Annotated in this window: 13 protein-coding genes; 6 read left to right on the forward strand and 7 right to left on the reverse strand. The window is 72.3% G+C overall.

Translation table 11 applies throughout. From position 1 onward, the window contains the following. Positions 1-42: 42 nt before the first annotated feature. A complete protein-coding gene (locus AC5L38_RS11840; RefSeq protein ID WP_495242809.1) occupies positions 43-1,302 on the forward strand; it encodes an extracellular solute-binding protein in 1,260 nt (419 codons plus the stop codon). Between the two features lie 231 nt (positions 1,303-1,533). Further along, complete coding sequence (locus tag AC5L38_RS11845) at positions 1,534-2,760, forward strand: saccharopine dehydrogenase family protein (protein ID WP_495242810.1); 1,227 nt, start codon at positions 1,534-1,536, stop codon at positions 2,758-2,760. Positions 2,761-2,794: 34 nt separating this feature from the next. Here the strand turns inward: AC5L38_RS11845 and AC5L38_RS11850 are convergent, their stop codons facing one another. The 4 genes from AC5L38_RS11850 to gabT all read right to left on the reverse strand — a co-directional run bounded on the left by AC5L38_RS11850 (position 2,795) and on the right by gabT (position 6,617). Continuing rightward, positions 2,795-4,048 carry an RNA polymerase sigma factor gene (locus AC5L38_RS11850; RefSeq protein ID WP_495242811.1) on the reverse strand — a complete coding sequence of 418 codons (1,254 nt, stop codon included), beginning with the start codon at positions 4,046-4,048 and terminating at the stop codon, positions 2,795-2,797. After that, a complete protein-coding gene (locus tag AC5L38_RS11855) occupies positions 4,045-4,398 on the reverse strand; it encodes a YciI family protein (RefSeq protein WP_495243116.1) in 354 nt (117 codons plus the stop codon). Before AC5L38_RS11855 ends, AC5L38_RS11850 begins: the two co-directional genes overlap by 4 nt. A 382-nt stretch (positions 4,399-4,780) precedes the next feature. Continuing rightward, positions 4,781-5,110 carry a hypothetical protein gene (locus tag AC5L38_RS11860; RefSeq protein WP_495242812.1) on the reverse strand — a complete coding sequence of 110 codons (330 nt, stop codon included), beginning with the start codon at positions 5,108-5,110 and terminating at the stop codon, positions 4,781-4,783. A 154-nt stretch (positions 5,111-5,264) separates the two neighbouring features. Continuing rightward, the gene (gabT, locus tag AC5L38_RS11865) at positions 5,265-6,617 is read right to left on the reverse strand and encodes a 4-aminobutyrate--2-oxoglutarate transaminase (RefSeq protein ID WP_495242813.1); all 1,353 of its coding nucleotides are present in this window, start codon (positions 6,615-6,617) and stop codon (positions 5,265-5,267) included. A gap of 95 nt (positions 6,618-6,712) precedes the next feature. On the opposite strand from gabT, the gene AC5L38_RS11870 reads away from it, so the two are divergent. After that, positions 6,713-8,176 carry a PucR family transcriptional regulator gene (locus AC5L38_RS11870; protein ID WP_495242814.1) on the forward strand — a complete coding sequence of 488 codons (1,464 nt, stop codon included), beginning with the start codon at positions 6,713-6,715 and terminating at the stop codon, positions 8,174-8,176. 137 nt (positions 8,177-8,313) lie between these two features. On the opposite strand, the gene AC5L38_RS11875 is transcribed toward AC5L38_RS11870, so the two are convergent. Further along, positions 8,314-8,949, reverse strand: coding sequence for a TetR/AcrR family transcriptional regulator (locus AC5L38_RS11875; protein WP_495242815.1), 636 nt, complete (start codon positions 8,947-8,949; stop codon positions 8,314-8,316). A 212-nt stretch (positions 8,950-9,161) separates the two neighbouring features. Between AC5L38_RS11875 and AC5L38_RS11880 the strand changes: the two genes are divergently transcribed. Next, on the forward strand, positions 9,162-10,589 hold the full coding sequence (locus AC5L38_RS11880) for an aldehyde dehydrogenase family protein (protein ID WP_495242816.1): 1,428 nt from the start codon (positions 9,162-9,164) through the stop codon (positions 10,587-10,589). A gap of 34 nt (positions 10,590-10,623) precedes the next feature. On the opposite strand, the gene AC5L38_RS11885 is transcribed toward AC5L38_RS11880, so the two are convergent. Continuing rightward, the gene (locus AC5L38_RS11885) at positions 10,624-11,670 is read right to left on the reverse strand and encodes a trypsin-like serine peptidase (RefSeq protein WP_495242817.1); all 1,047 of its coding nucleotides are present in this window, start codon (positions 11,668-11,670) and stop codon (positions 10,624-10,626) included. 53 nt (positions 11,671-11,723) lie between these two features. Continuing rightward, positions 11,724-12,803, reverse strand: a complete 1,080-nt coding sequence (locus AC5L38_RS11890) for a trypsin-like serine peptidase (RefSeq protein ID WP_495242818.1) — start codon at positions 12,801-12,803, stop codon at positions 11,724-11,726. A gap of 224 nt (positions 12,804-13,027) precedes the next feature. Here AC5L38_RS11890 and dxr point away from each other — a divergent pair, with 224 nt between their 5' ends. After that, positions 13,028-14,212: a 1-deoxy-D-xylulose-5-phosphate reductoisomerase gene (gene dxr, locus AC5L38_RS11895; protein WP_495242819.1), complete on the forward strand. Its 1,185-nt coding sequence runs from the start codon at positions 13,028-13,030 to the stop codon at positions 14,210-14,212. A gap of 35 nt (positions 14,213-14,247) precedes the next feature. Beyond that, entirely contained in the window at positions 14,248-15,414 is a 1,167-nt protein-coding gene (ispG, locus tag AC5L38_RS11900) for a flavodoxin-dependent (E)-4-hydroxy-3-methylbut-2-enyl-diphosphate synthase (protein ID WP_495242820.1), read from the forward strand. Positions 15,415-15,581 lie beyond the last annotated feature (167 nt).

Consider the following 15,581-nt stretch of genomic DNA (forward strand, 5'->3'; position numbering starts at 1 on the left):
AGGCTCCCGGGCAGATCGGTGGCGACGTCGGGAGGAGACCTCGTGGGCCTCGTGGGCAGTGACAGGCTCCGCCGGGCGCGCCTGGGAGCGCTGCTGGGAGTGGGCGGGCTGGCGCTCGCCGCCTGTGCCCAGGCGGGAGCCGCGAGCGAGGCGAGGCCGGTGCGCGGCCCCTCGCCCTCCGTCACGCCCGTGACGTCCGGCGCGACATCCACCGTGACGCCCACCGCCGGTTCCGGCGCGACCCCGACCCCGACCCCGGTCCCGACGCCGTCGGCGTCCATCGGCAAGGGCGAGGGCACGCTCCAGGTGCTGACCTTCCAGGGGTACGCCGAGTACGGCGGGACCAGCTCGCGGGTCAACTGGCTCGCGCCCTTCGAGCAGGACACCGGCTGCGTCGTCAAGCTCGACCAGGTCCGTACGAGCGAGGAGATGGCAGCCAGGTTCGCCGCGGGGGCCTACGACGCCGTCTCGCCCGCCCCCGACCTGGCCGGTCAGCTGGTGGCGCAGGGGAAGGTGGCGCCGCTGGACACGAGGCTGGTCTCGGGCTACAAGCACATCCCCAAGCGCCTGCGCGAGCTGCCCGGCCTGCGCGAGGACGGCAAGGTCTACGGGATCCCCTACCTGTGGGGGGTCAACCGGGTGGTCTACGAGGGGGGCAGGCCGGAGGGGCCGTCGGCGCTCTACGGGGCGGTTCCGGCGGCGATCAGGAACAGCCCGATGAGCATCGCCGACGCCGCGCTCGCCCTGAGCCGGACGCGTCCCGAGCTGGAGATCGAGGATCCCTTCCAGCTCACCTCGGCCCAGCTCGACGCCGCCGTCAAGCTCCTCGCCGAGGGCGACGGCCCCGACCGGGTCTACTGGGACGGCTCCCTCGAACTGGTCAGGGCCCTGTCGGCGGGGCCGGTACGCATCGCCCAGGCCCTCCCGTACCACCTGGACCTCTTCCAGCGCGCGGGCCGGCCGACGAAGGCGCTGACCGGGGTGCCGATGACCGGGTGGGTCGACTCGTGGATGCTCGCGGCCAGGCCCGCCAGCCCCAACTGCGCCTACCGGTGGCTGAACTGGATGAGCTCGGCGGCGGCGCAGCGCCCCGCCGCGGCCTGGACCGGGCTCGCCCCGGCCAACCCGGACGCGTGCGGCGGGCAGGCCCGCCGGATGTGCGAGGTCTACCACGCGCGTGACAGCCGGTGGCTGCGCGACGTCCGCTTCGCCGCCCGCCCGACGCGCGATTGCGGGGGCCGTGGCGGGGAATGCACCGACCACACCGAGTGGGCGGAGCGCTGGAAGCGGCTCGTGAAGTGACCGGCTCCCCTCGGGCCCGGGCCTGACGGCTCGGGTTCCGATGGGGCGGGTCCTGGCCTGACGGGTCGTGGGCCCGTCGTCCTCCTCGCGCACGCTCTTCCTCCGTCATGCCCGCATATCCCGCCCATGGCGGTGTTTTTCGTTGCCTTGATCGCTTTCGACGATGGATTCAGTGGGAAAATCATGGTCTCGCTATCGACTGGTCGACCAGTCAGTGGGTAGGCTACCCGCATGAGAATCCTTCTTGTTGGAGCGGGCGGCGTCGGTTCCGCCGTTGTGCCGATCGCCGCACGCCGAGATTTCTTCGAACACATCGTGGTCGCCGACTCCCAACAGGACCGGGCCGCCGCGGTCGTGGCCAAGATCGCGGATTCGCGCTTCAGCGCCATCGGGCTGGACGCCTCCGACCGGGCCGCGGTCGAGGCCGCCCTCGCCGAGCACCGCTGCGACGTGCTCTTCAACGCGGTGGATCCCCGCTTCACCATGTCGCTGTTCGAGGCCGCGCTCAACGTCGGCGCCCACTACCTCGACATGGCGATGTCGCTGTCGCGGCCCCACCCGCGCAGGCCGTACGAGCTGACCGGGGTGAAGCTCGGCGACGAGCAGTTCGCCCTCGGTGAGGCCTGGCGAGAGAAGGGCGGGCTGGCGCTGGTCGGCATGGGCGTGGAGCCGGGGCTGGCCGACGTGTTCGCGCGCTACGCCGCCGAGCACCTGTTCGAGACCATCGAGGAGATCGGCATCCGCGACGGCTCCAACCTGGTGGTCGACGGCTACGACTTCGCGCCGACGTTCTCCATCTGGACGACCATCGAGGAGTGCCTCAACCCGCCGGTGATCTGGGAGAACGGCGACTGGCACACCACCGAGCCGTTCAGCGAGCCCGAGGTGTTCGACTTCCCCGAGGGGATCGGGCCCGTGGAGTGCGTCAACGTCGAGCACGAGGAGGTGCTCCTGGTGCCGCGCTACATCGACGCCAAGCGGGTGACGTTCAAGTACGGCCTGGGCGAGGAGTTCATCGGGGTGCTGAAGACCCTGCACAAGCTCGGCCTGGACAACGCGGACAAGATCAAGGTGGGTGGCGTCGAGGCCTCGCCGCGCGACATGGTCGCGGCCAGTCTCCCCGACCCGGCCACGCTCGGCGACCGGATGCGGGGCAAGACCTGCGCGGGAACCTGGGTGAAGGGCGTGGGCAAGGACGGCGCGCCGCGCGAGGTCTACCTCTACCACGTGGTCGACAACGAGTGGTCGATGCGGGAGTACGGCTGCCAGGCCGTGGTCTGGCAGACGGCCGTGCACCCGGTGGTCGCCCTGGAGCTGCTGGCCACCGGCGCCTGGTCGGGCAGCGGGGTGCTCGGCCCCGAGGCGTTCGACGCGGTGCCCTTCCTGGAGCTGCTCAACGCCTACGGCTCGCCGTGGGGCATGCGCGACGAGACCACCAGGGAGCTCCTGTCCGCCTGACGCCCGCTCCGCAGGCTTACTTCGTAAAGGCCGCCTATGGTTCCGGCCGCGCCAGCCGGGCGGCCCTGCCCTCCAGGTAGCGCTGCTCGGGGAGGCTGGTGGTGCGGCGCGCGGCCTCCCGGTAGCCGGCGCGGGCGGCCTCGCGGTCTCCGGCCGTCTCCAGCAGGTGCGCGCGCACCGCGTGCAGGCGGTGGTGCCCGGCCATCCGGTCGTCGGCCTCCAGGGTCTTGAGCAGGTCGAGCCCCGCTCCCGGGCCCTGCACCATCGCGAGCGCGACGGCGTGGTTGAGCGTGACCATCGGGTTGGGGGCCAGGCGTTCGAGCAGCCGGTACAGCACGAGGATCTGCGGCCAGTCCGTGTCCTTCGCGTGAGCCGCCTCGGCGTGCACCGCGGCGATCGCGGCCTGGAGCTGGTACGGGCCGAGCGGGGCCCGCGCCAGCGCGCCGGTGACGAGCGCGACCCCCTCGGCGATCGACTCCCCGCTCCACAGGCTCCGGTCCTGCTCGGCGAGTGGGATGAGCGCGCCGCCGGGGCCGGTGCGCGCCGGCCGCCGGGCGTCGGTGAGCACCATGAGGGCGAGCAGCCCGGTCACCTCGCCGTCGTCGGGCAGCAGCCCGTGCACCGCGCGGGTGAGCCTGATCGCCTCGCCGGTCAGCTCGCGGCGCTGCAGGTCCGGGCCCGAGGTGGTCGTGTACCCCTCGTTGAAGATCAGGTAGAGCACGTGCAGGACCACCCGTAGCCGCTCGGCCCGCTCGGGCGCGGGAGGCGGCGCGAAGGGGATGCCCGTGCTCTTGATCCGCTGCTTGGTCCGGCTGATGCGCTGGGCCATGGTCGCCTCGGGGACGAGGAACGCGCGGGCGATCTGCGCGGTGGTCAGGCCGCCGACGGCCCGCAGGGTGAGCGCGATCTGCGAGGCGGGGGTGAGGGCGGGGTGGCAGCACAGGAACAGCAGGGTCAGGGTGTCGTCCTGCCCGCCGACCGGTTCGGCGTCGGCGGCGGGCGACAGGTACTCGTCGGCGGGCGCCCGCGCCGCGAGCATGCTCTCCCTGCGGTTGCGCGCGTACTCGCTGCGCAGCTCGTCGGTGAGCCTGCGGGACGCGACCGTGACCAGCCAGCCCCGGGGGTTGTCCGGCGGGCCCTGCTCGGGCCACTGCAGGGCGGCGGCCAGCAGCGCCTCCTGCACGGCGTCCTCGCACGCGTCGAAGTGCCCGTAGCGCCGGACGAGCACGCCGAGCACCTGCGGCGCGAGCTCGCGCAGCAGGTCCTCGGCGCCGGTGGGAGCGGTCACGCCTCGACGCCGGTCCCGTCCATGATCGGTCGTAGCTCGATCGCGCACAGCCGGGCGTCCGGCCAGCGCGCGGCGATCTCGACCGCCCGCTCGGGGGTCTCGCAGTCGATCACGCAGTATCCGGCCAGGTGCTCCTTGGCCTCCAGGAACGGCCCGTCCGTGGTGGCGGGGGCGCCGTCACGCACCTTCACGGTCTTGCTCTGCGAGGGATCGGCCAGCGCCTGCCCGCCGACCCACTCCCCGGAGTCGGCGAGCTCGTTCATGATGGCCTCGGCCTCGCCCATCAGGCCCTCGATCTCCTCCTTGGAGAGGGCCTCCCAGGTCGCGGGGTTGTTGTAGATCAGCAGCATGTACTTCACGGTCTCGCTCCTCGTGCTCGCGGCGCCCGGTCGCGGGCGCCTCTCACAGGCAGGTCGGAGCGGGGAGCCCGGTCTCGACATCCGTCCGCGCGGGAGGGGGTCCTCCTCGCCTTCCCGGCCGTACGGTGGTTCGATCCCGGGCGTGCGGGCGCGCTCCGGTGCTCTGCTGCCCCGATGTCTCGGTGCCTCGATGCTTCGACGCTTCGATGTCTCGATGCTTCGATGTGGAGAAACTACCGGAGTGGACCACTTCGGGTGAGCCGGTTCCCGGGGGGCGCGGGAAAGCCGGGGCCGGTTCGGAGGGCCGCCGGGGTGGGCCCGGGGCCGGCGGCCGGCGCGGGGCCGGTGGCCCGCACCGGCGGTCCGGGAAGGTTCAGAAGAAGGCCGCGCGCCGGGGAAGGGAGCGGGTGTCGTCCTGCGGGAGCAGCGCGTCGGCGCACTCCGGGCAGGCGAACAGGGCTGTGCCGTCGGGAAGGCGGCCGATCCTGATCCGCGGGCGCGGCCACTTCTTGTGGCAGGCCACGCAGGCGTCGCCCTCACGCTGGGTGCGGGTCAGCCCTTCGGGATCGAAGGTCATCGTGACGTTCGCCGTTCTGGGCGGCCCCCAGTTCATGCTAAATACCTCCAGCGTGGTGACCCCTTGTTTCTCCCGTGGCTCGGCCGCGGGGAGGACGTCGACACGTTTCCTGTCTTGATCGCGCACTTTCTTATCGGAACCGTTATAACGCGGTCGCGGCCCGTGATCGCTGTGGCGGATGTCAAGCAAGGGTTAAATCACGGCCTACATGCGAGCCGTATAACGGCAAAAGGGGCACCCAGCATCAAGCCGGGTGCCCCTTTTGGTGCGTTCTAAACGATCAGACCTCGTTCACGGCCTTCTCCAGGATCGCGAGACCCTCCTCCAGGAGGTGGTCGGGGATGACCAGCGGCGGCAGGAAGCGCAGCACGTTGCCGTACGTGCCCGCGGTCAGGACGACCAGGCCCTCGGCGTGGCACCTCCTGGCGATCTCGCCCGCCGCTGTGGGGTGCGGCTCCTTGGTGCCGGGGACGACCAGCTCGATGGCGATCATGGCGCCCCGGCCGCGCACGTCGCCGATCACCGGGTTCCGCTCCGCCATGGCGCGCAGCCGGGGGAGCATGATCTCGCCGACGCGGCGGGCCCTGCCGGTCAGGTCGTCGGCCTCGATGCTCTCCAGCACGCCCAGCGCCGCCTCGCAGGCGAGCGGGTTGCCGCCGTAGGTGCCGCCCAGGCCGCCCACGTGGACCTTGTCGAGGATCTCGGCGCGCCCGGTGACGGCGGCCAGCGGCAGGCCGCCCGCGATGCCCTTGGCCGTGACGATGATGTCGGGGACGATGCCCTCGTCCTCGCAGGCGAACAGGTGGCCGGTGCGGGAGAAGCCGGTCTGGACCTCGTCGGCGATGAAGACGATGCCGTTGGCGCGGCAGAACTCCAGCATCCTCGGCATGAAGCCCTTGGCGGGCTCGATGAAGCCGCCTTCGCCGGCGATCGGTTCGATCACCACGGCGGCGACGTTCTCGGCGCCGATCTCCTTGGTGATCTGGTCGATCGCCTGGGCCGCGGCCTCCTCGGCGCAGTTCTCCGGGCCGGTGGGCCAGCGGAACGGGTAGGCCAGCGGCACCCGGTAGACCTCGGGGGCGAACGGGCCGAAGCGGTGCTTGTAGGGCATGTTCTTGGCCGTCAGCGTCATCGTCAGCAGGGTCCGGCCGTGGTAGCCGTGTTCGAAGACGACGACCGCCTGGCGGCCGGTGGCGTGGCGGGCGACCTTGACCGCGTTCTCCACGGCCTCGGCGCCGCTGTTGAGCAGGAAGGTGCGCTTCTCGTGGTCGCCGGGGGTGATCTCGTTGAGCCGCTCGGCGACCCGCACGTACGACTCGTACGGCGTGACCATGAAGCAGGTGTGGGTGAAGTCCGCCACCTGCCTGCTCACCCGCTCGACGACGCGCGGGGCGGAGTTCCCGGCACTGGTCACCGCGATGCCGGATCCGAAGTCGATCAGCGAGTTGCCGTCGGCGTCGACCACGACACCGCCTCCGGCGTGCGTCACGAAGACGGGCAGCGTGGTGCCGATGCCCGGGGGTACGGCGGCCTGCTTGCGCGCGAGCAGCTCACGGGATCTCGGGCCGGGAATCTCGGTGACGAGGCGGCGCTCCTGCGGAAGCGAGGGGCCGCCCTCGGTGACGGTGCTCATGATGTGAAGCTATGTCGCGAATGCCGGTGTGCCGATGATGCACTATGGCAAAATTGCCAGGAGCAGAATAGACATAACGTACAAAAAAGGAGGTGATGGTGGCGCCGACGCTCAGCACCGTCGTGCGGCGGCTGCCGCTCGGGCTCGTCGTCCTCGCCGGGCGGGAGGCGCTCGACCGGCCGGTGCGCTGGGTGGCGGTCAGCGAGCTGGAGGACCCCACCCCGTTCCTGGAGGGCGGCGAGCTGGTCCTCACCACGGGCATGCGCCTGGACGCCCGCAACGCCGGTCCCTACGTCGAGCGCCTGGTCGCCAGGGGGGTCGCCGGGCTCGGGTTCGGCGTCGGGCTCGGGCACGAGACGATCCCCGGGGAGCTGGTCGAGGCCGCCGCGCGGGCCGGGCTGCCGCTGGTCGAGGTGCCGCGCGACACCCCGTTCGTCGCCATCGGCAAGACGGTCAGCGAGCTGATCGCCGCCGAGCAGTACGACGAGCTCAGCAGCGCCTTCGCCGCCCAGGGCCGCCTCACCCGCGCCGCGCTGCGCCCGGAGGGCCCGCGCGCGGTGATCGACCGCCTGGCCCGCGAGCTGGGCGGCTGGGCGATCCTGCTCGACGAGGCGGGGGCCGTACGGCACCTGGCGGGCAGGGGCGCGGCGGCGGCCACCGCGGACCTCGGCCCCGAGCTGGAACGGCTGAGAAGGATCACCAGCCAGGGCGCTCCCGCGAGCGTGGCCCTCTCCTCGCCCGAGGAGCACGTCATCGTGCGGCCGCTCGGGGCCCGCCGCGTCAGGGGCTTCCTCGCCGTGGGCATCGGCCGGTCCTTCACCCCGGTCGGGCACACCGTGGTCAACGCCGCCGCGTCCCTGCTGACGCTCGCCGTCGAGCACGGCGGGGAGCACCTGGCCGCCGAGCGCCGGGTGCGCTCCGCGGTGCTGAGGCTGCTGCTGGCCGGGCAGGTGGACGCCGGGCGCGAGACGCTGGAGCGGCTGGGGGAGCGGCTCGGCGACGGGCCGCTGACGGCGGTCGCCTGCGCCGGTGAGCGGGAGGCGGTGCTGGAGGCCGCCGGGGGCGAGTTCGCGGCGGCCGACGGCGACAGGGTGGTCCTGCTGGTCCCGGCCTCGCGGGCCGATGCCGTGGCCGCGGCGCTCGGCGAGCACGGCCCCGTCGGCGTCGGCGACCCTGTGGGGCTCGGCGACCTGCGCGTGGGCCTCGACCAGGCCGACCAGGCGCTCGCCGCGGCCGGGCGCGGCGCCGCGCGGGTGGTGCGCTTCGCCGACCTGGCGGGCCGGGGGCTGCTCTCCCTGCTCGACCCCGACGTGGCGGAGGCGTTCTCCTCGGCGCTGCTCGCCCCGCTCAGGGAGTACGGCTCGCGCGCGGACCTGCTGGGATCCCTGCGCGCCTACCTGGACTGCAACGGCCACTGGGACGCGGCGGCGCAGCGGCTCGGGGTGCACCGTCACACCCTGCGCTACCGCATGCGCCGGGTCGCGGAGCTGGTCGGCCGCGACCTCGAGGACCCCGCGGTCCGCGCCGAGCTCTGGGTCGCCCTGGCCGTCGCCAAATGACGGCGGACGGGGTTTTTCACGGGACGCGGGTTCCGCCGGGGAGGATCGCCGGGCCGGGACGCGTGGCGGCCACCGGCCCCGCCCGGAGGGCGCTGTCAGGGGGGCGCTGTCAGGGGGGCGCCGTCAGGGAGGCGCCGTCAGGCAGGGGAGCGGTCCACGACCAGGTAGCGGGAGATGACCGCGTAGGTGACGGTGTCGTAGATGCTGCCGTCGCGCAGGTGCCCGGCACGTTCCAGACTGATCGCGCCCTGGGCCGCGGCCCACACGGCGTCGGCGATCTTCCTGGGCTGGGTGGGGACGATGTACCCGGCCGAGATGCAGTCGGCGATCACCCGGTCGACGATGTTCAGCGCCGCGCGGGCGAGGGTCCTGGCCCGCTCGCTCGGCATGAAGCCGGGGATCGCGCGCTCGAACATCAGGGCGTAGTAGCCGGGCTCGTCCAGAGCGGCCTCCCGGTAGACGGGGCCCAGGGCGATGAGGTGCTCCAGCGCGTCCTTGCGCGAGGGCACGGCCTCCAGGCGGCGCCGGAAGCGCTCGAAGCCTTCCAGGTACAGCGCCTCGGCCAGGCCCTCCTTGCTGCCGAACATGGTGTAGATGACGGTCGTCGAGCATCCCGCCTCGGTGGCGATGCGGCGCATCGACAGGCTCTCCGGCCCGATGGTGACCAGCAGCTGGCTGGCGACGTCGAGCAGCCTGGCACGAAGCTGGTCCTGGGACGCCCGTTCGCCGACGAGATAGGCACCCTGAAGGCCGCGCGGCGCCGAGGAGGTCATGCGCCCACGCCCTTCCGCTCTCATCGTCCATCGGTGACTTAGCCACGCCCAGGATCATTCAAACCGGCACCTTGTAAGGAATATCCCCGAATACCCCTGTTTTCGTTACAGGGGATGGGGGGCGGGTTTTATGCGGAACGGTGTGCCGTCACGGGGCTGTTGTGCGGACTGGAGTAAGGCCGCCTCCGCGCCGGTGACATAGCGTCGGGGGCATGGACGTGCGCCCCTTCTGGCTCGCCGGACGCCCCGCCAGGGGCGAGGCCGAGCTCACCGTGACCAACCCGCACGACGGCCGTGTCGTCGCCGTCTGCTCCGTGCCGACCGACGGCCAGGTCGAGGAGGCCGTCGCCGCCGCGGCGGCGGTGCGCAAACAGGCGGCCGCGCTTCCGATCCACGTGCGGGCCGAGGCCCTCGCGCACGTCTCGCGCCGCCTGGCCGAGCGCGCCGACGAGATCGCCGCCCTGATCACCGCCGAGAACGGCAAGCCGATCTTCTGGGCCCGCGGCGAGGTCGGCCGCGCGGTCTCCACCTTCAGGTTCGCGGCCGAGGAGACCCGCCGTCTCGGGGGCGAGACCGTGCGCCTGGACACCGAGGCCGCCTCCGCCGGCCGCCTCGCCTACGTCTCGCGCGTCCCGCACGGCCCGATCCTGGGCATCAGCCCGTTCAACTTCCCGCTCAACCTGGTGGCGCACAAGGTGGCCCCCGCCATCGCCGTCGGCGCCCCGATCGTCCTCAAGCCCGCCCCGGCGACGCCGGTCTCCTCGCTGGTCCTGGGCGAGATCCTGGCCGAGACCGACCTTCCCGAGGGCATGTTCTCCGTGCTCCCGGTGTCCAACGACCGCGCCGGCGCGCTGGTCGAGGACCCACGCCTGCCGGTCGTCTCCTTCACGGGCTCGGCCCCCGTGGGGTACGCGATCATGGACCGGGTCCCGCGCAAGCACGTGACCCTGGAACTCGGCGGCAACGCCGCCGCGGTCGTGCTCGCCGACGCCGACCTCGACTGGGCCGCCTCGCGGATCGCGCTGTTCTCCAACTACCAGGCCGGTCAGAGCTGCATCGCCGTCCAGCGGGTGATCGTCGAGGCGTCGGTCCACGACGACTTCGTGGCCCGGCTCGTCCCGGCCGTCGAGGCGCTGGTCACCGGAGACCCCTCCGACGAGAAGACGCAGGTCGGCCCGCTGGTGTCGGCCGAGGCCGCCGAGCGCGTGGAACAGTGGGTCGGTGAGGCCGTCTCGGCGGGGGCCCGCCTGCTGACCGGCGGCACCCGCGAGGGCGCCACCTTCGCGCCGACCGTGCTCGCCGACGCGCCGGCCGACGCCAAGGTCCGCCGCGAGGAGGTCTTCGGCCCGGTGATGGTCGTCCAGAAGGTGTCCGGGGTGGACGAGGCGTTCGCCGCGGTCAACGACTCCGCGTACGGGCTGCAGGCCGGGGTGTTCACCCGCAGCCTCGACAACGCCTTCCGGGCCAACCGGGAGCTCGAGGTCGGCGGTGTGATCATCGGTGACGTGCCGTCGTACCGCGCCGACCAGATGCCCTACGGAGGGGTCAAGGACTCGGGAGTCGGCCGCGAGGGGCTGCGCTCGGCCATCGCCGACCTCACCTACGAGAAGGTCATGGTCCTCACCGGCCTGACCCTCTGAGCCGGTCGCGCCTTCGCGCCGGGGTCACGACGCGTCACGAGGCGGAGGCAGTGGTGTAGAGGGTCTTGGCGGAGGTGCCGAAGTAGGGGCCGTACATGGTGTGGCGGTCGTCGCTGTACTTGAAGCTGCTGACCGAGACGATCGTGCCCCGGCCGGTGGAGGCGTCGAAACCGCTCAGCCAGGGGCCTCCGCTGGATCCGGCGGTCATGTCGCAGCGCATGCCCTGGTCGCCGGTCTGCCCGTTGGGGTCGTCTCGCAGCGGGCCCGCGCAGTAGACCAGGTGCTCGCCGTCGTAGGGCGCGTCGGCGGGGAAGCCGAAACCGCTGGCCAGGCGTCCCCGGGGGGCGCCGAAGGCGATGTCCTGGCCGCCGACGACGTCGCCGAGGTGCTTGCCACCGCTGGTGTTGACCGCCACCATGCCGATGTCGTGGCTGTCGTCGCCCTCGCGCGACCAGGGGCCCGCGACGAACATGCGGCGCGCGGTGTACTGCCCGTACGGGCGGCGGCCCTGGCCGTAGCCGGGGACGAAGGTCCAGTTGTCGGCCCAGGCGCCGGTGCCGTCCTTGACGCAGTGGCCGGCGGTCACCACCAGGTCCTTGTTGGCGCTCCTGACCGAGCTGGCCGAGCACACGAAGTCGCTGCCCTTGATGGTGAGGAACACCCGCCCCGTGGTGCGCCCCACCACCCCGCCGGAGGTCCAGCGGGCGCCCGCGGTGCGGGACGCGGCGCCGTGCGGGCTCCGGCGGGGGGCCACCCCCTGCCCGGCGGCCGAGAGCCGCCTGAGCATCCCGGTGACCTTGGCGAGCCGGTCGACGGGGAGCGCCGAGGCCATCCGGCGGGGGGTCCAGTAGCCGAGCACGCGCTCCCGCTCCGACGCGGTGGGAGCGGTCGCGTGCTCGACGACGTCCGGCACGCCGGACGCCGCGCTTGTCGTTCGGACGAAGGGTGCGGCGAGGGTCTTCACGGCCCGTTGCCCGGGTGCGCTGGCCGTCTGCCAGGTGGCCGTCGCGCCGGTCGTCGGGGCGCTCAGCAACCCGGCGACGAGCGGGGCGGCCGCAAGCAGGGGGAGGCTTGAGGTCATGAAACCCGAGTTTGCACTACGTGGGGTGTTCTTGTGATTACTTCTGGTGAATATCAGGGGGTGCCGGTGGTCTGCGCGGCCTCGTAGACGGCCCGCGCCTCGGTCCCGAAGTAGGGGCCGAACATCCAGCCGGTCGCGAAGGCGTACTTGAAGCTGTTCACCGAGTTCAGGGTGCCCAGGCCGGTGCTCTCGTTGAAGTCGAGGAACCAGGGCCCGCCGCTCGACCCGCCGGTCATGTTGCAGTTCAGCCCGATGTCGCGGGACATCAGGAAGTCGTCGAACGCCCGCCCGGCGCAGTAGACCAGCTTGGAGCCGTCGTACGGGGCCGCCGCCGGATAGCCGAAGGAGTGCATCTGCCTGCGGCGCGCCTGGTTGAAGGAGACGCCCTGGCCGCCGACCACGTCGGTCAGCGACCTGCCGTTCAGCGGGGCGACCACGGCGGAGGCCACGTCGTGGTTGACGTCCTCGCTGTTGTTCCACTGCGGGGTGGTGTAGAGGGTGGTCGCCACCCAGGTGCCGTACGGCCGGTCGCCGTTGTGGTATCCCGGCACGAACACCCAGTTGCCGTGGAAGGCGCCGCCCATCCTCACGCAGTGCCCCGCCGTGATCACGGTGCTCTTGTTCTCGCTGGTCACCGCGCTCGCCGAGCATGAGGCGTTGCGGCCCTGGTAGGTGAAGAACACGCGTCCCGCGGTCTTGACGATCGCGCCGCCGCGGGTCCACGCCGCGCCGGTGGAGGTGCGGGCGGCCGCCGAGCCCCTGGCGGCCGTGACGGTGTCGCCGCCGGGCTCGGTCGGGGGGACGGAGACGGGGTCGGCCGCGGCCTGGGCCGCGAGCGCCCCCGCGGCGAGCCGGGCGCCGTCCTTCTCGGGGACGAGGGCGGCGAGAGGCTTGGCCGCCTCCATCTTCGCCTCGGTCCAGTAGCGCTGGACGGTCTGCTGCTCCTTCCTGGTGTCGGCCGCCTCCTTCTCGACCGGCTGGGGAACGGCCCGCGCCGAGGTGACACCGCCTCCGCCCGTGCCCGCCGTGCCTGCCGTGGCGTCCGCCGTGGCGCCGTGCGCGATCGTCGTGGAGAGCAGGGTGCTTCCCGCGATGGCGGTGAGAATGGGGACGAGCCGTGCCGTGCGCCGCATATGTACCTCCCGAGGGCCTGTTGCTGTTCCGGGAAGCTAGTGCGCCGTACATGCGCATTTCTCAAGCTTTGCAACTTTTGATATGACTAAATTCGGACTTAAATACCGCCTTTTATCGCGTGTTTCACGCCTAACAGTTTTTCGCTGTGATTCGGGCTGATCCACCGTGATCAAGCCCGGTACGGCCGATTCGACAGCGCGGCCCGAGCCGGGAGAATGGTGCGGTGCAGCCAGACACCGTTCGTTCCGTCGTCCTGCTCGGCTCGACCGGGTCCGTCGGGACCCAGTCCCTCGACGTCATCGCCCGCAACCCCGGCAGGTTCCGGGTGGTCGCGCTGGCCGCCTACGGCGGCCGGATCGACCTGCTGGCCGGCCAGGCGGCCGAGTTCCGGCCCGACGTGGTCGCCGTCGCCGACCCCGCCGCCGTGCCGCGGCTGCGCGAGGCCCTGGCCGCGCGCGGGGTGGACGCGCGGGTGCTGGCCGGGCCCGAGGGGGTGGCGGAGGCCGCCGTCCACCCCGCCGACGTCGTCCTCAACGGCATCACCGGGGCGCTGGGGCTGACCTCCACGCTGGCCGCGCTGGAGGCCGGCCGGACGCTCGCGCTCGCCAACAAGGAGTCGCTGATCGTCGGCGGGCCGCTGGTGAAGCGCCTGGCCAAACCGGGCCAGCTGATCCCCGTCGACTCCGAGCACGCCGCCCTGGCCCAGTGCCTGTGGGCCGCCGGACCCACCGGCCCCGACGCCTCCGCCGTACGCCGCCTGGTCGTCACCGCGAGCGGCGGGCCCTTTCGCGGCAGGTCGCGCGCGGACCTCGCGGACGTCACCCCCGAGCAGGCCCTCGCCCACCCCACCTGGTCGATGGGGCCGGTCATCACGGTGAATTCCGCCACACTCGTCAACAAGGGCCTGGAGGTCATCGAGGCCCATCTGCTCTTCGACATCGGCTTCGACCGCATCGAGGTCGTGGTCCACCCGCAGTCGGTCATCCACTCGATGGTCGAGTTCGTCGACGGCTCGACCATCGCCCAGGCCAGCCCGCCGGACATGCGCCTGCCCATCGCGCTGGCCCTCGGCTGGCCCGAGCGGGTCGACGGCGCCGCCCCGGCGGTCGACTGGACCACCGCCCACACCTGGACGTTCGAGCCGCTCGACGACGAGGCCTTCCCCGCCGTCGCGCTGGCCCGCCACGTCGGCACGGCCGGAGGCACGGCCCCGGCCGTCTACAACGCCGCCAACGAGGTCTGCGTCGAGGCCTTCATGGCCGGGCGCCTGCCCTTCCCCGGCATCGTCGACACCGTGGCGGCGGTGGTCTCCGAGCACGCCGTGACCGAGGCCGGTTCGGTGGCCGAGGTGCTCGACGCCGACGCCTGGGCGCGGATACGGGCACGCGAGCTCACTGGGACTGCCTAGACTGATGAGTGTCGTCGACTCTTCAAGGGCTGAAAATGACTTCTGTTGCTCTCGGAATCCCGTCCGTAAGGACCAGGCCGATCGCCGAGCGACGCATATCCCGTCAGATCATGGTCGGCTCCGTCCCCGTGGGCGGGGACGCGCCGGTCTCCGTCCAGTCGATGACCACCACGGTCACCGCCGACGTCAACGCGACGCTCCAGCAGATCGCCGAGCTGACCGCCTCGGGCTGCCAGATCGTCCGGGTCGCCGTCCCCACCCAGGACGACGCCGACGCGCTGCCGATCATCGCCAGGAAGTCGCAGATCCCGGTGATCGCCGACATCCACTTCCAGCCGAAGTACGTCTTCGCCGCGATCGAGGCGGGCTGCGCGGCGGTCCGGGTCAACCCCGGCAACATCAAGAAATTCGACGACAAGGTCGGTGAGATCGCGCGCGCGGCCGGCGAGCGCGGCGTGCCGATCCGGATCGGCGTCAACGCCGGGTCGCTCGACCCCCGCCTCCTGCAGAAGTACGGCAAGGCCACCCCCGAGGCGCTGGTGGAGTCGGCATTGTGGGAGTGCTCCCTGTTCGAGGAGCACGGCTTCCGCGACATCAAGATCTCCGTCAAGCACAACGACCCGGTCGTGATGGTCCAGGCCTACCGCCTGCTCGCCGCCCGGTGCGACTACCCGCTCCACCTCGGCGTCACCGAGGCGGGCCCGGCCTTCCAGGGCACGATCAAGTCCGCGGTCGCGTTCGGCGCCCTGCTCGCCGAGGGCATCGGCGACACCATCCGCGTGTCGCTGTCGGCCCCTCCGGTCGAGGAGGTCAAGGTCGGCAACCAGATCCTGGAGTCGCTCAACCTGCGCGAGCGCGGCCTGGAGATCGTCTCCTGCCCCTCCTGCGGGCGCGCCCAGGTCGACGTCTACACCCTGGCCGAGCAGGTCCAGGCGGGGCTCGAAGGGCTGAAGGTCCCGCTGCGCGTCGCGGTGATGGGGTGCGTCGTCAACGGCCCCGGCGAGGCACGCGAGGCCGACCTCGGCGTCGCGAGCGGCAACGGCAAGGGCCAGATCTTCGTCAAGGGCGAGGTCATCAAGACCGTCCCCGAGTCGCAGATCGTGGAGACCCTGATCGAGGAGGCCCTGCGCCTCGCCGAGGAGATGGGCGTGGAGGTCGACCTCGACGACGACGCCCCGGGCCCCCAGGTCGTCGTCAGCTGAACCACCCCGGCCGCCCGGCCGCCTGTACGAAGGTGTTTCCGCCCGCTCCCGGGATCGCGCCGGGGTGCGGGCGGCTTCGCGCGAGGGCCCTTCCTCCGCGGGTCTCCCGCCGGGGCCGGTCAGGCCTTCCGTGATCCGCCCGCGACGCGTTCCCGGCGGAGCGGGCC

The sequence above is a fragment of the Streptosporangium nanhuense genome, from assembly GCF_059358815.1.